The sequence below is a fragment of the Nitrosovibrio sp. Nv6 genome (assembly GCF_900110495.1).
GTDB lineage: Bacteria > Pseudomonadota > Gammaproteobacteria > Burkholderiales > Nitrosomonadaceae > Nitrosospira.
The window spans coordinates 251,049-272,497 of sequence record NZ_FODX01000003.1 but is presented as its reverse complement, the minus strand read 5'-3'; the positions used below and the strand labels follow the sequence as shown (position 1 = coordinate 272,497).

23 protein-coding genes are annotated in these 21,449 nt (G+C 53.2%); 2 read left to right on the top strand and 21 right to left on the bottom strand.

Features of this window, described 5'->3' with window-relative positions; all coding sequences use genetic code 11:
• Positions 1-23 precede the first annotated feature (23 nt).
• Positions 24-275 carry a hypothetical protein gene (locus tag BMX66_RS15360; RefSeq protein ID WP_143058220.1) on the bottom strand — a complete coding sequence of 84 codons (252 nt, stop codon included), beginning with the start codon at positions 273-275 and terminating at the stop codon, positions 24-26.
• A gap of 194 nt (positions 276-469) precedes the next feature.
• Entirely contained in the window at positions 470-1,219 is a 750-nt protein-coding gene (locus BMX66_RS09885; protein WP_090881653.1) for a Nif3-like dinuclear metal center hexameric protein, read from the bottom strand.
• Positions 1,220-1,276: 57 nt separating this feature from the next.
• Here BMX66_RS09885 and BMX66_RS09880 point away from each other — a divergent pair, with 57 nt between their 5' ends.
• Entirely contained in the window at positions 1,277-2,479 is a 1,203-nt protein-coding gene (locus tag BMX66_RS09880; RefSeq protein WP_090881651.1) for a Do family serine endopeptidase, read from the top strand.
• A gap of 130 nt (positions 2,480-2,609) precedes the next feature.
• On the opposite strand, the gene tatC is transcribed toward BMX66_RS09880, so the two are convergent.
• From tatC to hisG, 13 genes are all read right to left on the bottom strand, one after another.
• Positions 2,610-3,407, bottom strand: coding sequence for a twin-arginine translocase subunit TatC (gene tatC, locus BMX66_RS09875; protein ID WP_090881649.1), 798 nt, complete (start codon positions 3,405-3,407; stop codon positions 2,610-2,612).
• A gap of 84 nt (positions 3,408-3,491) precedes the next feature.
• Complete coding sequence (gene tatB, locus BMX66_RS09870; RefSeq protein WP_090881647.1) at positions 3,492-3,938, bottom strand: Sec-independent protein translocase protein TatB; 447 nt, start codon at positions 3,936-3,938, stop codon at positions 3,492-3,494.
• Positions 3,939-4,048: 110 nt separating this feature from the next.
• Positions 4,049-4,276, bottom strand: coding sequence for a Sec-independent protein translocase subunit TatA (tatA, locus tag BMX66_RS09865; RefSeq protein WP_090881645.1), 228 nt, complete (start codon positions 4,274-4,276; stop codon positions 4,049-4,051).
• A gap of 11 nt (positions 4,277-4,287) precedes the next feature.
• Positions 4,288-4,641 carry a histidine triad nucleotide-binding protein gene (locus tag BMX66_RS09860; protein WP_090881643.1) on the bottom strand — a complete coding sequence of 118 codons (354 nt, stop codon included), beginning with the start codon at positions 4,639-4,641 and terminating at the stop codon, positions 4,288-4,290.
• A 2-nt stretch (positions 4,642-4,643) separates the two neighbouring features.
• Positions 4,644-4,970: a phosphoribosyl-ATP diphosphatase gene (locus BMX66_RS09855; protein WP_090881641.1), complete on the bottom strand. Its 327-nt coding sequence runs from the start codon at positions 4,968-4,970 to the stop codon at positions 4,644-4,646.
• Positions 4,967-5,356: a phosphoribosyl-AMP cyclohydrolase gene (gene hisI, locus BMX66_RS09850; RefSeq protein WP_090881639.1), complete on the bottom strand. Its 390-nt coding sequence runs from the start codon at positions 5,354-5,356 to the stop codon at positions 4,967-4,969. The genes BMX66_RS09855 and hisI overlap by 4 nt, the downstream gene beginning before the upstream one ends.
• A gap of 51 nt (positions 5,357-5,407) precedes the next feature.
• A complete protein-coding gene (gene hisF, locus BMX66_RS09845; RefSeq protein ID WP_090881637.1) occupies positions 5,408-6,166 on the bottom strand; it encodes an imidazole glycerol phosphate synthase subunit HisF in 759 nt (252 codons plus the stop codon).
• Between the two features lie 247 nt (positions 6,167-6,413).
• Positions 6,414-7,184 carry a 1-(5-phosphoribosyl)-5-[(5-phosphoribosylamino)methylideneamino]imidazole-4-carboxamide isomerase gene (gene hisA / locus BMX66_RS09840; RefSeq protein ID WP_090881635.1) on the bottom strand — a complete coding sequence of 257 codons (771 nt, stop codon included), beginning with the start codon at positions 7,182-7,184 and terminating at the stop codon, positions 6,414-6,416.
• 31 nt (positions 7,185-7,215) lie between these two features.
• Positions 7,216-7,926: an imidazole glycerol phosphate synthase subunit HisH gene (hisH, locus tag BMX66_RS09835; protein ID WP_090881633.1), complete on the bottom strand. Its 711-nt coding sequence runs from the start codon at positions 7,924-7,926 to the stop codon at positions 7,216-7,218.
• 26 nt (positions 7,927-7,952) lie between these two features.
• Positions 7,953-8,540, bottom strand: coding sequence for an imidazoleglycerol-phosphate dehydratase HisB (gene hisB / locus BMX66_RS09830; protein WP_090881631.1), 588 nt, complete (start codon positions 8,538-8,540; stop codon positions 7,953-7,955).
• Positions 8,541-8,552: 12 nt separating this feature from the next.
• Positions 8,553-9,644 (bottom strand): histidinol-phosphate transaminase, encoded by a 1,092-nt coding sequence (gene hisC / locus BMX66_RS09825; protein WP_090881629.1) that lies wholly within the window; start codon positions 9,642-9,644, stop codon positions 8,553-8,555.
• Positions 9,645-9,731: 87 nt separating this feature from the next.
• A complete protein-coding gene (gene hisD, locus BMX66_RS09820; protein ID WP_177168771.1) occupies positions 9,732-11,045 on the bottom strand; it encodes a histidinol dehydrogenase in 1,314 nt (437 codons plus the stop codon).
• 58 nt (positions 11,046-11,103) lie between these two features.
• A complete protein-coding gene (gene hisG / locus BMX66_RS09815; RefSeq protein ID WP_090881627.1) occupies positions 11,104-11,748 on the bottom strand; it encodes an ATP phosphoribosyltransferase in 645 nt (214 codons plus the stop codon).
• Between the two features lie 628 nt (positions 11,749-12,376).
• Between hisG and BMX66_RS09810 the strand changes: the two genes are divergently transcribed.
• Positions 12,377-12,805, top strand: a complete 429-nt coding sequence (locus tag BMX66_RS09810; RefSeq protein ID WP_090881625.1) for a hypothetical protein — start codon at positions 12,377-12,379, stop codon at positions 12,803-12,805.
• 474 nt (positions 12,806-13,279) lie between these two features.
• Here the strand turns inward: BMX66_RS09810 and lpdA are convergent, their stop codons facing one another.
• The 6 genes from lpdA to BMX66_RS09780 all read right to left on the bottom strand — a co-directional run bounded on the left by lpdA (position 13,280) and on the right by BMX66_RS09780 (position 21,326).
• On the bottom strand, positions 13,280-14,749 hold the full coding sequence (gene lpdA / locus BMX66_RS09805) for a dihydrolipoyl dehydrogenase (protein WP_090881623.1): 1,470 nt from the start codon (positions 14,747-14,749) through the stop codon (positions 13,280-13,282).
• 78 nt (positions 14,750-14,827) lie between these two features.
• Positions 14,828-16,141 carry a 2-oxoglutarate dehydrogenase complex dihydrolipoyllysine-residue succinyltransferase gene (gene odhB / locus BMX66_RS09800; protein ID WP_090881622.1) on the bottom strand — a complete coding sequence of 438 codons (1,314 nt, stop codon included), beginning with the start codon at positions 16,139-16,141 and terminating at the stop codon, positions 14,828-14,830.
• A gap of 17 nt (positions 16,142-16,158) precedes the next feature.
• Positions 16,159-19,026, bottom strand: coding sequence for a 2-oxoglutarate dehydrogenase E1 component (locus BMX66_RS09795; RefSeq protein ID WP_090881620.1), 2,868 nt, complete (start codon positions 19,024-19,026; stop codon positions 16,159-16,161).
• Positions 19,027-19,057: 31 nt separating this feature from the next.
• Positions 19,058-20,359, bottom strand: coding sequence for a citrate synthase (gltA, locus tag BMX66_RS09790; protein WP_090881713.1), 1,302 nt, complete (start codon positions 20,357-20,359; stop codon positions 19,058-19,060).
• Between the two features lie 44 nt (positions 20,360-20,403).
• Positions 20,404-20,634 carry an FAD assembly factor SdhE gene (locus BMX66_RS09785; protein WP_090881617.1) on the bottom strand — a complete coding sequence of 77 codons (231 nt, stop codon included), beginning with the start codon at positions 20,632-20,634 and terminating at the stop codon, positions 20,404-20,406.
• Entirely contained in the window at positions 20,631-21,326 is a 696-nt protein-coding gene (locus BMX66_RS09780) for a succinate dehydrogenase iron-sulfur subunit (RefSeq protein WP_090881615.1), read from the bottom strand. The genes BMX66_RS09785 and BMX66_RS09780 overlap by 4 nt, the downstream gene beginning before the upstream one ends.
• Between the last annotated feature and the right edge of the window lie 123 nt (positions 21,327-21,449).

Below are 21,449 nucleotides of genomic sequence, written 5' to 3'. Positions count from 1 at the left end.
CCCCGCATGTCAGCGTCACCAGCCTAAGCCAAGGCTTGACTACCATTTTGCTCTCCTTTACTCCGTAATAATTGTTGTGCTTCGGTATCTGTGACCATAGCCCATGATTGCATCAGCCCATCCAGCGCGCCTGCCACGCCACAGCAGGCGCAGATGCGTTTGGGCCCCTCATGATTTACCGTTGCAGACAAAAGTACCCCTCGTAATTTTTTTAAAAATTTATTATGACCATAACTGTATCGCTGGTTTAGATATACGGGTAGCGCCAGTACCATGACTCTTTCTGGTACCACTGATACCACTTCAGCAGGAGCGATAAATCAATCCGGTAGGCGTGGGGGAATTTGAACATGGGAGGCACGCCCTGCTCAGGACGTTGGTTCCTGATTGAGCGGCTGGGTTTCAGGGAAAAACATCAAGTAGCGTAGACAGGGGTAAATATTGCCTACCTATTTCAAGACCGATAATCTCATACCGGACTATCGATATCGATGTAGCGGTGCGCGATACCGAATTTTTGGGATATATGCTCCCCCAGTGCCTGTACCCCATATCGCTCAGTGGCATGGTGTCCCGCCGAAATAAAAGCTACGCCGGATTCGCGCGCGGCGTGAACATTCCGCTCGGAAATTTCACCAGTGATGAACACATCCACGCCCAGGCTAACAGCTTCATCGAAATAATCCTGGGCGGCGCCGGTACACCATGCTACACGCCTTACCGTCTTCGCATCTTCGCCGATTACCAGAGGTGTGCGACACAGGACTCGTTCGATACCTGTGCGAAGGTCCTTCAGATTCGTCATATGTGAAGGAAGCGTTCCCTGCATAGCGATGTTTTGATCGCCAAAAGGGCTGGTTTCAGCAAAACCCATTTTCCGGGCCAATTGAACGTTATTGCCCAGTTCCGGGTGGGCGTCAAGCGGCAAATGATAGGAAAGCAGCCCGACCTTGTGTGCCATCAGCAATGCAATACGGCGATGTTTCATGCCGACAATGCATTGGTCCTCGCCTCGCCAGAAATAACCGTGATGTACGAGAACTGCATCAGCCCCTGCCGCTACCGCAGCTTGAAGGAAATCGAATGAGGCAGTGACGCCACTGATCAGCTGACGCACCGCACTTCGGCCTTCCACTTGCAGCCCATTTGGGCAATAATCGCGAAAGCGGGTGACGTCCAGAAGCTTGTTCAGATAGATTTCGAGCTCATTCAGTGGCATAAAAGTTCATCCCGTCTATACTCAGGTCATTGTAACCTCAAAAACCGTATCCAAAAAATGCACAAACTCTGGTTGATCTTCGCACAAACAACAACAATGGTTCTTGCAGCCTTGTTTGTGGTTTCCACCTTGCGGCCTGAACTGTTACCGTGGCGAACTCAGGGCGGCGTCATCGCAACCATAAAGGAAGCTGCTACCGATGGAGCAGCTCGCGCAGAGCCAAGGCCGGGCAGCTTTAGCGAGGCCGCGCAGAAGGCCATGCCATCGGTGGTAAATGTCTTTACCAGCAAAGAGGTAAAGATCTCTTCTCATCCACTGCTGCGGGATCCCATGTTCCGGCACTTCTTCGGCGATCGCTTCGAGTCACCGGAAAGCCGGCGTGCCTCAAGCCTTGGTTCCGGCGTAATCGTCAGTGCTGAAGGTTATATTCTTACCAATCACCATGTCATCGAAGCGGCCGATGAGATAGAAATTGCTCTGGCTGATGGCAGAAAGGCCAAAGCACGCGTCATTGGCTCCGATCCCGAGACCGATCTTGCGGTCGTAAGAGTGGATATGGAACAGCTACCGATAATGACCTTCGGGCATTCCGATAATGCCCGGGTCGGTGATATGGTACTTGCCATCGGAAATCCCTTCGGTGTGGGACAGACGGTGACCATGGGCATTATCAGCGCGCTGGGAAGAACACATCTGGGCATCAATACGTTTGAAAATTTCATCCAGACAGACGCTGCGATTAACCCTGGAAATTCCGGGGGTGCATTGGTAGACAGCTCCGGCAATCTGATTGGCATCAATACCGCCATTGTCTCGCGTACCGGCGGATCACTTGGCATCGGCTTTGCCATCACAGCCAGTGTAGCAAAGCAGGTCATGGAGCAGATTATTCAGACAGGGGACGTAACTCGCGGCTGGATCGGGGTGGAAGTGCAGGACTTGACACCGGAGCTGGCGGAATCGTTCAAGCGCCCGAATACCAACGGCGCCTTGATCGCTGGCGTACTCAAAGGTGGACCCGCCGATCGGGCCGGGGTAAAGCCGGGGGATATAATTGTGGAGGTAGAGGGAAGCCCCGTCATTGATTCATCCGGCATGCTTAACCTGATCGCGGCATTAGCACCGGGAGAAGCAGCGAATATCAAGGTAGTGCGCAATCAGACAGAAAAACCCATCAAGATCAATGTCGGTAAGCGTCCCAGGCCCACCATGCCCACCATGCCTCAGGACCAGTATGAAGATCCGGATGCACTGGAATAAATCAAGGAATCTCTGGACATCCCCTCATAGATCGCGCTGTGACAAATCGGGATGATCACATGACGCACGACGACGTCATTGTTTGCGAATCCAAATTGTATGCAACTGGTGCCGCAGTACCGGAGTAATTTCAGCCGTTCTTCTCTCCGGTTTCTGCCTTTTCCGGTTCATGCCCCGTATCTTTCCCATTCGCCGGCTGATAAACCGGCGCTGCCGCGGGTTCGCCGCCGAGCCCAGCCACCATTATTCCCAGTTCATAGAGCAAATAAAGCGGCACCGCCAGCATGAATTGGGAAACCACATCGGGAGGTGTGAATATGGCCCCTACGACGAACGCGCCAACGAGAACGTAGCTACGCACCGCCTTTAGTTTCTCGATTGAGACAATACCGGCTCGAACCAGTATTACAACAAATATGGGCACCTCAAACGTTATGCCAAAGGCGATGAACATGGTCAGGACAAAGTCGAGATACCGGCCAATATCGGTCATGACCGCCACGCCCTCTGGCGCGAAATGGGTGATAAACTCGAATACGAGCGGCAGTGCGGCAAAGTAAGCGAATGACATACCGCAGATGAATAGAAAGCTGCTGGCGAACACCAGGGGAAGTACCAGACGTTTTTCGTGGGAGTACAATCCTGGCGCGACAAATGCCCATACCTGATAGAGCGTGTGAGGCAAGGTAATGATAAACGCCGCCATCATGGCAACTTTCATGGGCACAAAAAAAGGCGTAATCACCTCAGTGGCGATCATCTGTCCCCCTTGCGGAAGTTTTTCGAGCAGAGGTTGTGCCAGCAAGGAGTAGAGTTCCCGCGCGTAAAAGGCACAGGGAAGAAAACCGAGCACCAGCACCCCGCATGCACGCATCAACCTGGCACGAAGCTCCACAAGATGGGAAATAAATGTTTCGTCGGTCGTCATATCGTGAAAGGGGGCCGGAAATCGAAAGACGTGGTTATACGTTCACTGGTTTGCATCAGCGAAGTATATGTTATCCGCACTGAATTAATCGCGGGGTACTTCTGCTCCGGTTGCGTTGGGACCGGCTTTTGATTTGACCGACGGCGTGATTGGCTGGATCGGTGGGACGAAAGAATCTGATGGCGAATCCAGGGGCGGAGCAGCTTCCCCCGCTGCCTCGGAAGAGGGCGCAGGAGGCACCGCTGTGGAAGATTTTGTTTCTCTGTTCAGTTCTTCCTGGAACTGGTTCATCTCTGTTCGTACCGTATTTTCGATGGAACGGCCAGTCCCCTCCACGGAAGTTTTCCAGTTCTTGAGTTCTTCCAGTTCCATTTCCCGCTGAATATCGTTCTTTACATCATTGACGTAACGCTGCGCTCGCCCGAACAGATGCCCTAGCGTGCGTGCCACCTTGGGCAGCCGCTCAGGCCCTATGACGACTAGCGCCACGGCTGCGATGACGAGAATTTCAGTGAAACTGATATCGAACATTTTTTGCGAGAATCATTAAGGAAGCGTAGTAAAGGTGAATGAGAGGCCATTCTTCATTTGGACGGGCTCCCCGCTATCAGCCCGAACTTTTCACTCTTTACTCGCCGGCCTCAAGATTTTGAATAGGTCTTGTCCTTGGCATCGGCTTCGATAATCCGGGCATCGGTTTGATGAGGCGCAGAAGATATCTCCTCTTCATCAGCACTTTTTACACCTTCCCGGAAGCCCTTCACCGCACCGCCCAGATCGCTGCCGATATTGCGCAGTTTCTTGGTGCCGAATACCAGAACAACAATCAACAGAACGACCAGCCAGTGCCAAATACTGAATGATCCCATTATTCTCTCCTTTATTTCGGATGAGGAATCATAGCCGGCAAGCGATCCCTTCCGCCTATGACATGAATATGCAAATGATAAACCTCTTGTCCCCCCACGCGACCGGTGTTGATAACGGTGCGAAAGCCGTCCATGCAGCCCTGCTCCCTCGCCAGCTTGGGTACGAGCACCATCATCTCACCCAATAAACTGCGGTGCTTGTCTTCGACCTCCGCCAGCGAGCCGATATGCAGCTTGGGTATCAACATGAAATGTACCTGCGCTGCGGGGTGAATATCGTGAAACGCGAAAACTTCAGTATCCTCGTATATTCTTTCACTGGGAATTTCTCCCCGTACGATTTTGCAAAAAACACAATTATCCATTTTTATCCTGCATTTCGTGCCGCCTTTTCATCGATTCCTGAGATTCCCTCGCGGCGCCGCAATTCATTCAGCACATCCTGCGGTCCCAGATCATGGTGAGCCAGTAATACCATGCAGTGAAACCATAAATCCGCGGTTTCGCGCACAACGTGCGATTTATCGCCGTCTTTCGCCGCCAGCAGCACCTCCGCCGACTCTTCCGCAATTTTTTTCAGTATCTTGTCCTGCCCTTCGTGCAGCAGTTTAGCCACGTAGGAAGTGGCGGGATCCGCATCTTTTCGGGCCTCGATAGTCTGAGCCACACGGTCAAGAATAGCCGGATCGATCATTTCCTGTAGATCTCTTCAGGGCTTTTGATTACCGGTGCAGCGACGGTCCATTGGCCGTCTTCCAGTTTGTTGAAAAAACAATTATGTCTGCCGGTATGACAAGCGATGCCGCCAACTTGTTCCACAGCCAACAACAGGACGTCGGCATCACAATCCAGCCGGATTTCCTTTACTTTCTGTACGTGCCCCGATTCCTCGCCTTTATGCCAGAGTTTCTTGCGGGAACGCGACCAGTAATGAGCCTCGCTGGTTTGTACGGTAAGCTTCAGTGCCGTGCGATTCATCCAGGCAACCATCAATACCTTATTGCTGGCGGCTTCTTGTGTCACGACCTGCACCAATCCATCTTCGGACCAGTTTATCTTGTTCAACCAAATATCGGACATAGATATATATGCTTGAGAATCGGATTATGAAATTTTATTAATTCTAGTACACTACAACCGTACTTCAATGCCGTGTTGCGCCATATACTCTTTGGCCTGGCGTACAGTGTATTCACCGAAGTGGAAAATACTTGCTGCCAACACGGCATCAGCATGGCCCTCTATGATTCCTTCCACCAGGTGGTGCAAATTGCCTACGCCGCCACTCGCGATCACCGGCACATCCACCGCATCCGATACCGCGCGAGTCAGCGCCAGGTCGAAACCGTTATGGGTACCATCTTTATCCATACTGGTAAGCAATATTTCGCCTGCACCCAGGGACTGCATTTTCTTCGCCCACTCGACCGCATTCAGGCCGGTAGTCTTGCGTCCTCCATGAGTAAATACTTCCCAGTCGTTACCCACCCGCTTGGCGTCTATCGCCACCACTATGCACTGGGAACCGTAACGGTCCGCGGCGTCAGCCACCAGTTTGGGATTCTCGACCGCTGACGTGTTGATGCTTACTTTATCCGCCCCCGCATTCAATAGTCGGCGCACGTCCTCTACCTTGCGAACGCCGCCACCGACAGTTAATGGAATGAACACCTGGGCAGCGACTTCTTCGATGATGTGCAGAATCAGGTCCCTGTTATCAGAACTGGCGGTGATGTCGAGAAAGGTCAGTTCATCCGCTCCCTGATCATCGTAGCGGCGCGATATTTCGACGGGATCACCTGCATCCCTAAGTCCGACAAAATTGACGCCCTTGACAACGCGTCCATTTGTGACGTCAAGACAGGGGATGATACGCTTGGCCAGACCCATGAGATGCCTTTATAAAACTTGCGAGTATCGGTTTTGCGGATTGCTTGCGTCGCTTTGCAACTCAAGCTGGCAACTCGATGGCAATGTATTCCCTTGGAACTTCGAATTTAATTTATATTGAGGTATCAACAAGAGTAGAGACGCTCTGCCGTAAAAGGAACACAGCTATAGAAAGGATGCCGCGAACCGGAAAACAGAGCTTGCCGTGATTTTACCTTTGAACGGAACGGATAATGGGTTCTCTTCATCAGGAGAGGGTGGTATCCCGGATGCCCATTTTCATACTCAGTTCATCCGCCAGCGCTTGTGCCAACCTGAAGTCCAGGGTGCCTTCGTAAATTGCGCGCCCCGTGATTGCGCCCGCAATACCTTCCGGCTCGATTTCGCACAGAGCTTTGACGTCGTCGAGATTGGTCACCCCGCCGCTTGCAATGACAGGGATAGTCAGCGCCCGTGCCAGTTCCATCGTCGCCTGGACATTGACGCCGCTTAACATACCGTCGCGCCCGATATCGGTATAGATAATTGCTTCGACCCCGTAATCCTCAAATTTTTTCGCGAGATCCACGACGTCGTGACCGGTAACTTTAGACCAGCCATTGACTGCCACCTTGCCGTCCTTCGCATCCAGTCCCACCATGATATGACCGGGGAAAGCGTTGCAGGCATCATGCAGGAATCCCGGGGTCTTTACCGCCGCGGTACCGATGATAATATAAGTAATGCCATCGTCGAGATAACGTTCGATGGTTTCGAGATCGCGTATGCCGCCGCCGAGTTGAGTCGGAATTTCATCACCGATGGCTTCAACAATGTCGCGAATGGCCGGCTCGTTCTTCGGCCTGCCGGCAAACGCGCCGTTGAGGTCCACCAAATGCAGCCGGCGCGCGCCCTGATCCAGCCAATGCCTGGCCATGGCGCCGGGTTCTTCCGAAAATACAGTAGCGTTTTCCATGACGCCTTGTTTCAGGCGTACGCAGTGACCGTCTTTCAAGTCTATCGCAGGAATGATCAGCATTTGAGTCGGGATTGAATTTGAATGAGAGGGGTTATAAGCTCGCCTGGAATTGCTTATCTGTTCTTGATGCAGGTTTCCATCGTACAAAGTTGCTCAGCAGCGTCAGCCCCGCCTCGTGGCTTTTTTCCGGATGAAACTGGACAGCAAAAATATTATCCTTTGCCACTGCGCAAGTAAACGGAGCAGGGTAAAGACTGAATGCTGCCACCTGTACCGGATTGGTGGTTTCCACATAATAGCTGTGCACGAAATAGAAGCGCGCATCGGCGGGAATGCCTTTCCACAGGGGATGATCGACGGTTTGATGAACTTCGTTCCAACCCATGTGGGGCACCTTGAGCCTCTGCCCATGAGTATTCGGAGTTCCACCGGTCTCACTGGCCTTATTGGTGTCCGCCATCGCCACGGGAGGAAAACGACGTACCTTGCCGGGCACAATGCCCAAGCCTTTTACATTGCCTTCCTCGCTACTGTCGAACAACATTTGCAGGCCGATGCAGATGCCGAGAAACGGCTTGTTCATTGCAGCATCCAGCACCGCTTCGCGCAATCCGCGCATATCCAGTTCGCGCAGGCAGTCCGGCATTGCCCCCTGGCCGGGAACCACAACGCGGTCAGCCTTCCGCACCACTTCGGGGTCGTCGGTGACAGCGATGGTGGCCGTGGGAGCGACATGCTCCAGCGCTTTAGACACGGAGCGCAAATTACCCATGCCGTAGTCAACAATTGCAATATCAGTCATACAGGGCAAATGAGGAGTGATAAAGCTTACAAGGAACCTTTGGTGGACGGAATTGTGCCATCTGCGCGGGGGTCGGTTTCCATTGCCATGCGCAGTGCGCGGCCAAACGCCTTGAATACCGTTTCCGCCTGGTGGTGGGCGTTGCGGCCGGAGAGGTTATCAATATGCAATGTCACCATGGCATGGTTGACAAACCCCTGGAAAAACTCGGGGATCAAATCAACATCAAACTCGCCAATCCGGGCACGTACAAACTCGACATTGAATTCCATGCCGGGACGGCCCGAAAGGTCTACCACCACTCGCGACAATGCTTCGTCCAACGGTACATAAGCGTGACCGTAGCGGCGCAAACCTTTTTTATCTCCGACTGCTTGCGTGAATGCCTGTCCAAATGTGATGCCGATATCCTCCACGGTATGATGGGCGTCGATATGCAGATCTCCCTTGGCCGCAATCTCCAGGTCAATCATGCCGTGACGCGCTACCTGGTCCAGCATGTGATCGAGAAATGGAACACCGGTGTCCAGTATTGCTTTTCCGGTTCCATCCAGATTGGCTTTGAGGCTGATCTGGGTTTCCAGAGTATTGCGGTTGACTTGAGCCTGACGCATGAGTGAAATAATTTAATCGTTCGGTTTCTTGAGCGAGGCTTGCAGCGCCTCTAAGAATTGCGCGTTTTCATCGGGAGTTCCCACCGTTACACGCAGGCAATTTGTCAGTAGCGGGTGTGAGCCGTCGAGATTCTTGATCAATACAGCGCGATTCTTGAGTTCCTGAAACACTGATCCAGCGTTATTTCCCTGGTTCACGCGGAATAAAATAAAGTTTGCATCCGTCGGAAAAACCTCAATCCCATCCAGCGTTGCCAGGTTTTCACTCATCGCCGCCCGTTCAATCTTGATCGCCGCAGCCTGTTGCAGCAGGACATCTCCATGCTGCAACACCTTTTCCGTGACAAGTTGAGTAATTATTCCTACATTATACGGCAAACGCAGTTTTTCCAGCTGTATCAGCCACTCTGGCCGTCCGGCCAGAAGCCCAAGCCTTAAACCGGCCAGCCCCGACTTGGAGAGGGTGCGCATCAATAACAGATTGGGGTGTTGCGCCAACTCGCCCATGAAGCTCGCACCGGCGAAGGCATGGTAAGCCTCATCCACAACTACAATACCGGGAGCAGCGTCAATAATACGTGAGATTCCGGCGGCGTCAAACAGGTTGCCAGTAGGGTTATTGGGGTAGGCAATGAAAATTACCGCTGGCTGGTGCCGCGCGATGGCATCGAGCGTTCCTGCCACATCAAGCGAGAAATCAGGGTTTAACGGCACACCCGCATAAGTCATCCCGGTGAAAGTCGCGATCATGCGAAACATGACAAACGCAGGCTCGACACTCATCAACACGGCGCCCGGTCTTGCGCAGGCCAACGCGATGATCTGTATGATCTCGTCCGAACCGTTGCCCAGCATGATATCCATGCCATCGGGGACCGCCAGCGCTTCGCGCAACGCGGCCTTGAGCGAAACAGCACTAGGATCAGGATATCGGTTAATCGGCGCATCCCCCGCCAGCCGCGCGATTTCATCTCGCACTCCGGCTGGCAGGGAATAAGGGTTCTCCATCGCATCCAGCTTCACCATACCCGTTGCAGGTGGCACGTGATAGGCGGAGAGTGCAAGAATCTCCGGGCGGATGATTTGGTCGGGCGGTCTGCGCATCTTGGCGTTTTATACGGTTTTATTTATGATTCGTTCGGCATCGGTAGCCAACATGGTATCTTTACTCATCGAAAAGATACGATTCTCTTACGTCGCCAATTTTTTCTTGTATCGATATTCCGCCGACATCGCATGGGCCTGTAAACCTTCTCCATAAGCCAGGATGGAAGCAATTGCACCCAGTTTTGCCGAACCCTGCTCCGACACTTGAATAATACTGCTGCGTTTCTGGAAATCGTACACGCCCAACGGTGATGAAAAGCGTGCGGTACGGGACGTGGGCAGGACGTGGTTCGGGCCGGCACAGTAATCGCCAAGTGCTTCGCAAGTATGTCGTCCCAGAAAGATGGCGCCGGCATGCCTGATTTTCTCCATCCATTTTTCCGGCTGCTCAACCGATAATTCAAGATGTTCCGGGGCGATACGATTAGCGATGGCGCAGGCTTCATCCAGGTCGCATACCTGGATCAGGGCGCCGCGGCTTTCGAGCGAAGCCTGTATTACAGTCTTGCGCGGCATGGTTTCCAGCTGGCGGTCAATACTTGCCGCCACCGCGCCAATGAAATGGGGGTCGGGAGAAAGCAGAATTGCCTGCGCCATCTCATCGTGCTCGGCTTGCGAAAATAAATCCATCGCGATCCAGTCGGGATTTGTCTTGCCATCGCAAATCACCAGAATCTCCGAAGGTCCTGCCAGCATATCGATACCCACGATTCCGAATACACTGCGCTTGGCGGCTGTCACATATGCGTTGCCGGGGCCGACAATCTTGTCCACCTGCGGCACAGCCTCGGTACCGTAGGCCAGCGCTGCAACCGCCTGGGCGCCGCCGATGGTAAAGACTCGGTCAACCTCGCAAATCGCTGCGGCAGCGAGCACCAGATCGTTTGTCTCACCGCCGGAAGCCGGTGTGACCATGATGAGTTCACTCACGCCCGCCACCTTGGCAGGAATGGCATTCATCAGCACCGATGAAGGATAGGATGCCTTGCCGCCGGGAACATATAAGCCGACACGATCCAGCGGCGTTATTTTCTGGCCGAGCAGCGTGCCGTCGGGCTCCGTATAGCTCCAGGATTGCACTTGTTGTTTTTCATGGTAGACGCGCACCCGTTGAGCCGCCTGCTCCAGGGCGTCGCGCTGATCCGCGGGCAGCTTCCGCAGAGCTTGCTGCAAGCGATCCTGGGGTAATTCAAGCTCCGCCGCGGAGGCTGCATTCAGATGATCGAAACGGCGCGTATATTCCAGCAGGGCTTCATCACCCCGCTTCTTTATATTGGCAAGAATGTCCGCGACAGTTGCGTCCAGTTTCGCATCCTGGGCGTTTTCAAAGGCCAGCAGTTTCGATAGCGCTTCATCGAAGCTGGCATCGGTTGAAGACAGCCGTTTAATTTGTATCATGAGAAGAAGTTCGGTTTTCGTTGGCTTGCAGTTTGCGACATTATTCCTGATTCATTATTTATTTCGCGATGGAGGCAGAGAAAGCTTCCAGCATCGGCTGAATTGTATGCCGCTTCAACTTCAGTGCTGCCTGGTTGATGACCAACCGTGCCGAAATGGGCATGATCTCTTCGACCGCCTTGAGATTATTGGCCTTCAGCGTATTGCCGCTGGATACCAGGTCCACAATTGCATCCGCCAATCCGACCAGTGGCGCCAATTCCATGGAACCGTAGAGCTTGATGAGATCCACATGCATGCCTTTGCCTGCAAAGTGTTCACGCGCCGTCTGTAAATATTTGGTCGCGACGCGTACCCTTGCTCCCTGGCGAACAGCGGATTCGTAATCGAAATCATCGCGTACCGCCACCATCATGCGGCAGCGAGCGATATTCAGGTCCAGCGGCTGATAAAGCCCCGCACCGCCATGTTCCAGCAATACGTCTTTTCCGGCGATACCCATATCCGCGGCGCCGTATTGCACATAGGTCGGCACATCCGATGCCCGGACGATGATAAGCCGCACGTTATCGCAATTGGTGGCAAGGATCAGTTTGCGCGATGTTTCCGGATCATCCAGCGCGACAATACCTGCCGCTTTCAACAACGGTGCGGTATCGTCAAAAATGCGGCCCTTGGAAAGGGCGATGGTGATGCTCATCATGGAGAATTCTTGAAAACTGCATTTTACTCCAAACAAGCTGTGGAGATTTGCTGGACAACACTGAAAAGACGAATGATGATGCTGTCGTTCCAATGTAAAAAATGGATCGCACGAGTTCCTGTTCCGCAGGACCGTTTTATGCGGAGAAAAAGTAGGGGAGGAAAAAGTCGGCAGCTACAAACCGCTTGGGTGGCAAGTTGCGGATAAAATTTTTCGGCTGTTCTGGTTGTGCCCGGGTATTACAAGAAATAAGAGAAAGAGCAGTCCTCCGTAGATCGCAAGGTGTAGCCGAAGCGCAAGAATTCGTGCAATTCAATACGCGAATACATGGTCTGTTTTTATAACGATACCAAGCTTCGCTCGAATTTGGAATATCTGTCAGTCGCCGTCTACGAACCGAAAATGCAGACAATGCCACCTATCTCGGTATCTGAAATTATTTGACCACTACCGTATTGTTCTTTAAGACTTTTTCAGTGGCAATAACCTCTTGCAAATTTATTTTGGTGAAAAACACCTTGACTCAAAATTGGCTAAGTGTGGCAACGAACAGTAGCAGTTCTTTCTATAAGGTATTTTCCAAAAGCGTTACGGACACTGTACGCACATTAACGAAAGGAGTAAATACATGACTACCATCGAGACGGAGCCTGCTGCCCGGCCAGAATTCTGTTATCAATATGCGGCGAAATTTATTTGTACTGCCAATATTCCGGGGACATCACAAACTACAAGCTCATTTTTGCCGGGCAGTTATCAAACTGCGATCAATATTCATAACCCTCACGAAAAAGAAGTCAAGCTGCGGTTGAAAATTGCACTTGCCGGGGGTTTCAACAGCAAATGGATTACTGAAACTTTGAAAGGCGATCAGGTGATCAAAATCGACTGTGCTGATGCGAGACCAAAATTTGATCTGCAAGTCATTCACGGCTTTGAAGGCTTTCTAGTGATCGAGAGCGCGCTCAGCATTGACGTAACTGCCGTTTATACCGCAGGAAAGGATGAAGTTGCCAGCATCGACGTCGAGCAGATCAACGAGCGCAAACTGGGCTGACGTATATCGCGCGGCACGACAACTGAAGCTCCTATAGGCCGTTCGAGCACCAGTTAGTGCGCCACATTAAAGATCGGACTAATTCTCCGGCCGCGTCGCGCCATGATCGTAGATCCTCGTGGTCGCGATATTGGCGTACCCAGTTACTTCCTGCACCTTGGCAATAGCCGACTCGTTATCCAGCACAGCGCACTGGTTGCGGTTGTCGCTGCATCAGGTGCGGCTCCCTGTCTCGCCTGGGATGTCGAACTCGTTGAGGACTTCAGTATATCTTGGTATAGGCTGAGCTTGGCGTAATGCGGTCTGGGCGTGCCGTGCACATTGTTCTTGAACTGCCGGAACAATGGTGCCTCAGCATCCTGTCCATATCCCGCGGTTGTCGAGAATTAAACTCTTACAGTAATTATTGCTCCAGGTAAAAGTAGGAAGCGAAAGTAAGGGAGCAGGGACGGCACAAATTCAGGCCTGACAACCTTATATATGAATCGCGCGTTTATCCACCCCCAGCGCCGCCTCATGCAATACTTCCGAAAGCGAGGGATGGGCGTGAACGATGCGGGCGATGTCTTCACTGCTGGACGCAAACTCCATCGCCACTACCGCTTCGGCGATCATTTCGGAAACGTAGGGGCCAATCATGTGGATACCCAGAATTCGGTCGGTTTCCGCGTCCGCCAGTACTTTGACGAAGCCACCCGTCTCTCCGAGCGCGCGTGCGCGGCCGTTAGCCATGAAAGGAAACTGTCCCGCTTTATATTGAACCCCTGCCGCTTTCAACTCCCGCTCGTTTTTGCCCACCCAGGCAATTTCCGGCGAGGTGTAGATTACCCATGGGATTGTGTCCAGATTTACGTGTCCCTTATGCCCAGCAATGGTTTCGGCAACCGCGACGCCTTCCTCGGAAGCCTTATGCGCAAGCATAGGTCCGCGCACTACGTCTCCTACAGCATATACATCAGGCAGATTAGTGCGGCAATTGCTGTCCACTTCAATGTAACCGCGATCATCCAATTTCAGCCCGACATTTTCTACTCCCAGTCCAGCCGTATTCGGAACACGGCCAACCGCGATAATCAGTTTATCCACTTCCAGTTTTTGCGCACTCTCCCCGGTATTCCCGGTACCCTCGGCGTCGGTATACTCAACCGTGATACTTTTTTTGTTGGTTTTGATCCCGCTTATTTTGATACCGGTTTGTATGATCAGACCAGATTCTCTGGTGAAGATTTTTCGCGCTTCTTTTGCCACTTGCTCATCGGCCGCCAAAAGAAAGCCGGGCAGTGCTTCAAGAATGGTGACTTCTGAACCGAGTCTCCGCCACAGACTGCCCATTTCCAGGCCGATCACGCCTGCGCCAATCACACCCAGCCGCTTTGGCGCTTCTGTCATCGCCAGTGCGCCGGTATTGTCCAGTATTCGCTCATTGTCCACAGGGGCAAACGGCAGCGTGCGCGGTGTTGAGCCCGTGGCGATGATGATGTGTTTTGCCTCGACGGTGTCGGTCTCGTCCCCGTTCTTCACCTCGATTTGCCAGACATCATGGCTGCCGCTCTCGTCTTTGCTGGCCTTGAGCAAAGTTCCACATCCATGCATCGACGCGACTTTATTTTTTTTGAGCAGCATGGCGACGCCACCGGTGAAGCCCGCGACGATTTTGTCCTTGCGCGACATCATTACCGGGATGTCCACTGACAGACCTTCCACTTTGATTCCATGAGCAGAGAATTTATGCGCGGCACGTTCGTAATTCTCGGACGATTCAAGGAGCGCCTTTGAGGGAATGCAGCCGACATTCAGGCAGGTTCCGCCGAGGCTGGGTTTGCCCTGTGGATTTTTCCATTCATCTATACAAACGGTAGTGAGCCCTAATTGGGCGCAACGGATTGCCGCCACGTAGCCGCCGGGGCCCGCGCCGATTACCGCGACATCAAAAGATTTCGACATATTTTTCACTCATGCAAAAACAGGGAAACAGACATAAGCAAATCTGTTTCCCGAGACCGCGATTTACGCTTATTGGCTTCAGGCTTCCAGCAACGGACTCATCGGATATTCCAGTGCCTCTTTCATTGCCACTAAAGAAAGCACCGCTTCCCGCCCGTCCACAATCCGGTGATCGTAAGAAAGCGCGAGGTAACACATGGGTCGGATCACCACTTGCCCATTTTCGGCCACTGGGCGCTCTTTCGTGGCATGAATGCCGAGAATCGCGCTTTGCGGCGGATTGATAATGGGGGTTGAAAGCATCGAACCGAACACACCGCCATTGGTGATCGAGAAGGTGCCCCCGGTCAACTCTTCAATGGTTAGTTTGCCGTCCAGAGCGCGTTTGCCGAAATCAGCAATCTGCCTTTCAATTTCCGCCTGAGACAGAGAGTCTGCGTCCCGAATAATCGGAACCACCAATCCGCGCGGGCTGCTTACGGCGATGCCTATGTCGTAATAACCATGGTAGACGATATCGTTTCCATCAACCGATGCGTTGACAATGGGGAATTTTTTCAGCGCTGCGACTGCCGCCTTGACAAAAAAAGACATAATGCCGAGCTTGACGCCATGCTCTTTCTCGAATTTTTCCTTGTAGCGGGCACGCAGATCCATGACCGCCTGCATGTTGACTTCGTTGAAAGTGGTGAGTATCGCGGCGGTGGATTGCGATTGTACGAGCCGCTCGGCGATGCGCGCCCGCAACCGCGACATGGGCACCCGCTGTTCGGTGCGATTGCCCGCATGCGCAGGCGCGGCTGCTGTGGAAACGGGCCGGGCTGCCGGAGAGACCGGGGGGGATGGCTGGACAGAAGAAGCCCGTTTCTTTTCCACCTGGGCCGCTACATCCTCCTTGGTAATGCGACCGTCCCGTCCACTGCCTTTGATGGAACTGATTTCCTCTGCCGTGAGATTTGCCTGTGCCGCCATATTCTGTGCCGCGGGCATCATCGGGGCTTCCGTGGTGGCTGAGGGTGGCGCCGAGACGGATTCTGCACCCGATGGGGCGGCGGTCGGCGCTGCGACCGCTTTGGTATCAGCTGGAGCTGCTTTGCCCCCCGCTGGCACGGCTTCGGCCTCAGCCGAAGCGACTTCAGCCTCCGCTGGGGCAGCTTCGGTGTCTATGGTGGCGATGGTTTCGCCGCCTGCCACTGTCGCCCCATCCCCCTTGATGATTTTTGTCAGCACTCCTGTAGCGGGCGCCGGCAATTCGAGCACGACTTTATCGGTTTCAACATCGATCAGATTTTGATCACGATCAACCTGTTCGCCCTCTTTTTTATGCCAGGAAAGTAGAGTGGCTTCCGCTACCGATTCGGATAGCACGGGAACTTTGACATCGACGAGCATAATCCTTCCCCTTTGTCTTAAATTTCTTCGCGAAACGCCGCTACTATCAGCTCGTTCTGCTGAAAGTTGTGTTTTGCCAGATACCCTACCGCCGGAGACGCCGACGAGGGGCGGAATGCGCAGCCTAAAACCTGATCGGGACGCTTGTGCCGCATCAGATAGTGCTGGATGCGATGCCATGCCCCCTGATTGCCGGGCTCTTCCTGACACCAGAGTATATCTTTGGCTTGGGGATAGCGCTCGACTTCAATCTGGAAATCATCATGGGGAAAGGGATACAATTGCTCGACACGGATAATCGCCACGTCCTTGATTTCATGCTTCCGACGATAGGCCAGCAGGTCATAATATACCCTCCCGCTGCACGCAATCATGCGCCGTACATTTGCGGAATCAAGCTTTTCCACTTCGGGAATGACGTTCTGAAAACCGCCATTAGCGAGATCTTCGAGGCTCGACACCGATTCCTTGTGCCGCAGCAGACTTTTCGGGCTCATGATGATCAAAGGCTTGCGCAGCGGCCGGATCATTTGGCGCCGAAGCAGATGAAACATCTGTGCGGGCGTGGATGGAACACAAACCTGGATATTGTATTCCGCACATAACTGCAGATAGCGTTCCGGACGTGCCGAGGAGTGTTCAGGCCCCTGGCCTTCATAGCCATGCGGAAGCATCATCACCAGACCGCACAGCCGGCCCCATTTGGCTTCCCCCGACGCGATAAACTGGTCTATCACCACCTGGGCACCATTGGCGAAATCGCCAAACTGCGCCTCCCAAACAACCAGTTCATTCGGTTCCGCGGTAGCATAGCCGTATTCGAAGCCGAGTACGGCTTCTTCCGACAATACTGAATCGATTATCACGAAATCAGCCTGTGCCGGTGCGATGTGCCGCAGCGGAACATATGTGCCTTCGTTCCATCGCTCCCGGTTCTGATCATGCAGTACAGCATGGCGATGAAAAAAAGTCCCTCGTCCCGAATCCTGTCCCGAGACGCGCACCGCATAGCCGTCCTTCAGAAGCGCCGCATACGCAAGATTTTCAGCCATTCCCCAATCAAGCGGTAGTTTTCCCTCGCCCATCGAGCGGCGGTCGGCGATGATCTTTTCCACCCGGGCGTGCAGTTTGAATTTTTCCGGAATATCCGTCAGTCGCTGGGCCAGTTTCTTCAATTCTGTTATCGGCAGCCCGGTCTGCACCTTTGCATCCCACTTGTTATCCTCCAGAAAGGGAGTCCAGTCCACGGCATTCGGTGATTTATAACCATAAATTATGGTTTTATTGGGGTTGCGGCCCGCGTCCATGTCGTCACGATAGGCCTTCATCATCTGCTCAGCCTGGCCGGCACTGATAACACCTTCGCTTTCCAGTTTATCGGCATAGCGTTTGCGCGTACCGGGATGGCGGGCAATAATCTTGTACATCAATGGCTGAGTCACCATTGGTTCGTCCTGTTCATTATGGCCAAGGGTGCGGAAGCAAACCATATCCACGACGACATCCTTATGAAACTTCATCCGGAAGTCCAGCGCGATTTCAGTCACCATGACGACTGCTTCGGGATCGTCACCATTGACGTGGAAAATAGGCGCCTCAATCATTTTCGACACGTCGGTGCAATAAAGTGTGGAACGTGCATCGCGTGGATCAGACGTTGTGAACCCGATCTGGTTATTGATGATGATATGCACCGTACCGCCGGTTCCATATCCACGCGTCTGCGACAGATTCAGGGTCTCCATTACCACGCCCTGGGCGGAGTATGCGGCGTCGCCATGCAGCAGCACAGGTAATACCAGGTCGCCTTCCCTGTCCTTAAGGCGGTGCTGACGGGCGCGTACGGAACCTTGAACCACCGGATCTACAATTTCCAGATGCGACGGATTGAACGCCAGCGAGAGTCCCATTATCCCGCCAGTTGTGGAGACAGCGGAGGAAAAGCCCTGATGGTATTTGACATCGCCTTCAGTCAGTTCGTGCACATGCTTGCCTTCAAATTCCTGGAACAGGTCGGCCGGTACCTTGCCCAAGGTGTTGACCAGCACGTTAAGCCGTCCGCGATGCGCCATGCCGATAACCATCTGCTGCACGCCCATCCGGCCGGCGCGCTGCAGCAGATTGTCCAATAACGGGATCAGGCTTTCGCCGCCTTCGCCGGAGAAGCGTTTCTGCCCCACATAGCGTGTATGCAGATATTTTTCCAGACCCTCCGCCGCGTTGAGGCGCTCCAGAATATGACGTTTATATTCGGCGGGATAATTTGGCTGCGCGCGCGATCCTTCGATACGGCCTTGTATCCAGCGTTTTTGCTCGGTATCGGTAATGTACATGTACTCGACCCCGATACTGCCGCAATACGTTTGCCGCAGTGTCTGTAAAATATCCCCGAGCGATGCACGAGGCGGGCCGATCAAGGAACCGGTTCCGAAAACCGTGTTCATGTCCGCCTCGGTCAAGCCGTAAAATGCGGGATCGAGTTCGGAAACGTGCGGTTTCTCCTGGTGTTTCAGAGGGTCGAGATCAGCATGGCGCACGCCGAGAAAACGGTATGCATTTATCATCTGCAGCACAGATACCTGCTTGCGTTCTGTCGTCAGAATGCGCTCGCCCTGAACTGCTTCCTGAGCTGCTACCTGGCCAGCGCGGCGCGGGTGTTCCTTCGCCAGCCGGATGAACGACTCGATCACCGGCCCATGCGGAACATCACGAGCAGCCCGTCCAGCCGGTCCCGTCCCCTGGTTTGCCCGTTGCAGTTTATCGAAATAGTTGTGCCATTCCGATGGAACGGATTCCGGATTCTGGAGGTATTGTTCGTAAAGCCCTTCAACGAAGGGCGCATTCGCGCCGAACAGTAGAGAATTCTCGAACAATTGCTTCATCATGGCCAAAGACCTCGACGTTTGGCAAAGCGGATTATTTTCGCGATGCAATCGGAACCACATCCCGGGTAACGGCGCCCGTATAAAGCTGGCGCGGCCGTCCGATCTTGTAGTCGGGGTCGGCGATCATTTCACTCCATTGCGCAATCCAGCCTACAGTGCGGGCGGTGGTGAATATGGCAGTGAACATGGAGACCGGGATGCCCAGTGCGCGCTGCACGATGCCGGAATAAAAATCGACATTGGGATAAAGTTTCCGGGAAATGAAATATTCATCTTCCAGTGCGATTTTCTCCAGCTTAAGCGCAAGCTTGAACAAGGGATCATCGTGCAGCCCCAGTTCATCCAGCACTTCGTGGCAGGTTTCGCGCATCAATGTTGCGCGGGGGTCGAAATTTTTGTATACGCGGTGGCCGAATCCCACCAACCTGAAAGGATCGTCCTTGTCTTTTGCGCGGGCGATATACTCGCCGATGCGCGAATCGTCGCCGATTTCCTCCAGCATATTGAGACAGGCTTCATTCGCTCCGCCATGCGCCGGGCCCCATAGGCAGGCAATACCCGCGGAAATGCAGGCAAACGGGTTTGCGCCGCTGGATCCGGCGAGCCGCACAGTGGAAGTGGAGGCATTCTGCTCGTGATCGGCATGCAGAATCAGGATGCGGTCCAGGGCCCGCGCCAATACCCGGTTCGATTGATATTCCTCGGCGGGCGTGGCGAACATCATATGCATGAAGTTTTCTGTGTAGTTAAGGTTGTTGCGCGGATAAATGAAAGGCTGGCCGATGTTGTATTTATAGGTCATGGCGGTAATCGTCGGTAATTTCGCTATCAGCCGGAAGGCGGACAGCTCACGGTGCCCGGCGTCGGAAATATCCATCGCATCGTGATAAAACGCCGACAACGCGCCGACCACACCGACCATTACCGCCATGGGATGGGCATCGCGGCGAAAGCCGGTATAAAAACGGGCGAGTTGCTCGTGCACCATCGTATGTTCCTTGATGGTATTGTCGAACGACTGTTTTTGAGCACTATTAGGCAGTTCTCCATTCATCAGCAAATAACAGACTTCCATGAAATCGCAATGCTTTGCCAATTGTTCAATCGGATAACCTCGATAAAGCAGAACGCCCTCGTCGCCGTCGATAAAAGTTATCGCGGAACTGCTGCTGGCAGTGGAGAGGAAGCCGGGATCATAGGTAAACACACCGCCTCTGGCGTGCAACTTGCGAAAATCCACCACATCCGGCCCCATGCTGCCGGACAGGATCGGAAATTCCAGCGGTTCGCTGCCATTACCCAGATCGAGAGTCGCGCTACGTTTGTGTTCCATGTTGTTCCCCATTGTTTTCATTTCCGGTAAAAGCTGCGATACGTTTAAACTTTTTGTAGCAGACGCAGTACAGGTTGCAGGTTTCCGTTCCCTGTTTCTTTCAGGTTAATCATATCCCATAAGTCATTATCGGGAAGGTCCAGCAGGGTTTCGAATTGCTCGAGCTCCGCTTCGTCGAGTTTAGCGTAATACTCGTCCATAAACCTTTGCAGCACAATATCCAGTTCCAGCAGACCACGCCGGCAGCGCCAGCGGGCACGCTCCAGTTTTTTCATACGGTTCTTTTCACCATCATGTCCTTGATCCGGCCGATGGCCCTGGTTGGATTCAAATCCTTGGGGCACACATCCACGCAGTTCATGATGGAATGGCAGCGGAACAGGCGATACGGATCTTCCAGATAATCCAGCCGTTCGGCAGTTGCCTGGTCGCGGCTATCCGCGAGAAAGCGGTATGCCTGCAACAGTCCGGCAGGACCCACGAATTTATCGGGATTCCACCAGAATGAAGGACACGCTGTAGAGCAGCATGCGCAGAGTATGCATTCATACAGTCCATCCAGCTGCGCCCTTTCCTCAGGCGATTGCAGTCGCTCGGTTTCGGGCGGGGGGTCGTTGTTGATGAGGTAAGGCTTGATTGAGTGATATTGCTTGAAAAATTGCGTCATATCCACGATCAGGTCGCGTATCACCGGCAGTCCCGGCAAAGGGCGCAGTTCCACCGGCTCTTTCAATCCGGCAACCGGGGTGATGCAAGCCAGTCCGTTGCGTCCGTTGATGTTCATTCCGTCCGATCCGCAAACCCCTTCGCGGCAGGATCGCCGCAGACTCAAGCTGTCATCCACTGTCTTGATTCGTACCAGCGCATCCAGCAGCATTCTGTCTGCCGGCTCCAGTACAACGTCGTAATCCTGCATGTAAGGCTTCTCATCCTTGTCCGGATCGAAGCGGTAGATCGAGAATCTCATGGCCGATTCCTTGATTTATGAATTAGCGGATTAGTAATTGGTTACGAAGAACACTAGATTCCATCAGCATAATAAGTCCGACATAATCGAAACATCATTTCTCCGGAATTCTTGAAAATCTGC

What these genes read in the sequence shown, in the direction of transcription:
- BMX66_RS15360 (WP_143058220.1), bottom strand. Translation starts at nt 275, where the DNA reads ATGGTACTGGCGCTACCCGTATATCTAAACCAGCGATACAGTTATGGT.
- BMX66_RS09885 (WP_090881653.1), bottom strand. Translation starts at nt 1,219, where the DNA reads ATGCCACTGAATGAGCTCGAAATCTATCTGAACAAGCTTCTGGACGTC.
- BMX66_RS09880 (WP_090881651.1), top strand. Translation starts at nt 1,277, where the DNA reads ATGCACAAACTCTGGTTGATCTTCGCACAAACAACAACAATGGTTCTT.
- tatC (WP_090881649.1), bottom strand. Translation starts at nt 3,407, where the DNA reads ATGACGACCGACGAAACATTTATTTCCCATCTTGTGGAGCTTCGTGCC.
- tatB (WP_090881647.1), bottom strand. Translation starts at nt 3,938, where the DNA reads ATGTTCGATATCAGTTTCACTGAAATTCTCGTCATCGCAGCCGTGGCG.
- tatA (WP_090881645.1), bottom strand. Translation starts at nt 4,276, where the DNA reads ATGGGATCATTCAGTATTTGGCACTGGCTGGTCGTTCTGTTGATTGTT.
- BMX66_RS09860 (WP_090881643.1), bottom strand. Translation starts at nt 4,641, where the DNA reads ATGGATAATTGTGTTTTTTGCAAAATCGTACGGGGAGAAATTCCCAGT.
- BMX66_RS09855 (WP_090881641.1), bottom strand. Translation starts at nt 4,970, where the DNA reads ATGATCGATCCGGCTATTCTTGACCGTGTGGCTCAGACTATCGAGGCC.
- hisI (WP_090881639.1), bottom strand. Translation starts at nt 5,356, where the DNA reads ATGTCCGATATTTGGTTGAACAAGATAAACTGGTCCGAAGATGGATTG.
- hisF (WP_090881637.1), bottom strand. Translation starts at nt 6,166, where the DNA reads ATGGGTCTGGCCAAGCGTATCATCCCCTGTCTTGACGTCACAAATGGA.
- hisA (WP_090881635.1), bottom strand. Translation starts at nt 7,184, where the DNA reads ATGCTGATCATTCCTGCGATAGACTTGAAAGACGGTCACTGCGTACGC.
- hisH (WP_090881633.1), bottom strand. Translation starts at nt 7,926, where the DNA reads ATGACTGATATTGCAATTGTTGACTACGGCATGGGTAATTTGCGCTCC.
- hisB (WP_090881631.1), bottom strand. Translation starts at nt 8,540, where the DNA reads ATGCGTCAGGCTCAAGTCAACCGCAATACTCTGGAAACCCAGATCAGC.
- hisC (WP_090881629.1), bottom strand. Translation starts at nt 9,644, where the DNA reads ATGCGCAGACCGCCCGACCAAATCATCCGCCCGGAGATTCTTGCACTC.
- hisD (WP_177168771.1), bottom strand. Translation starts at nt 11,045, where the DNA reads ATGATACAAATTAAACGGCTGTCTTCAACCGATGCCAGCTTCGATGAA.
- hisG (WP_090881627.1), bottom strand. Translation starts at nt 11,748, where the DNA reads ATGATGAGCATCACCATCGCCCTTTCCAAGGGCCGCATTTTTGACGAT.
- BMX66_RS09810 (WP_090881625.1), top strand. Translation starts at nt 12,377, where the DNA reads ATGACTACCATCGAGACGGAGCCTGCTGCCCGGCCAGAATTCTGTTAT.
- lpdA (WP_090881623.1), bottom strand. Translation starts at nt 14,749, where the DNA reads ATGTCGAAATCTTTTGATGTCGCGGTAATCGGCGCGGGCCCCGGCGGC.
- odhB (WP_090881622.1), bottom strand. Translation starts at nt 16,141, where the DNA reads ATGCTCGTCGATGTCAAAGTTCCCGTGCTATCCGAATCGGTAGCGGAA.
- BMX66_RS09795 (WP_090881620.1), bottom strand. Translation starts at nt 19,026, where the DNA reads ATGATGAAGCAATTGTTCGAGAATTCTCTACTGTTCGGCGCGAATGCG.
- gltA (WP_090881713.1), bottom strand. Translation starts at nt 20,359, where the DNA reads ATGGAACACAAACGTAGCGCGACTCTCGATCTGGGTAATGGCAGCGAA.
- BMX66_RS09785 (WP_090881617.1), bottom strand. Translation starts at nt 20,634, where the DNA reads ATGAAAAAACTGGAGCGTGCCCGCTGGCGCTGCCGGCGTGGTCTGCTG.
- BMX66_RS09780 (WP_090881615.1), bottom strand. Translation starts at nt 21,326, where the DNA reads ATGAGATTCTCGATCTACCGCTTCGATCCGGACAAGGATGAGAAGCCT.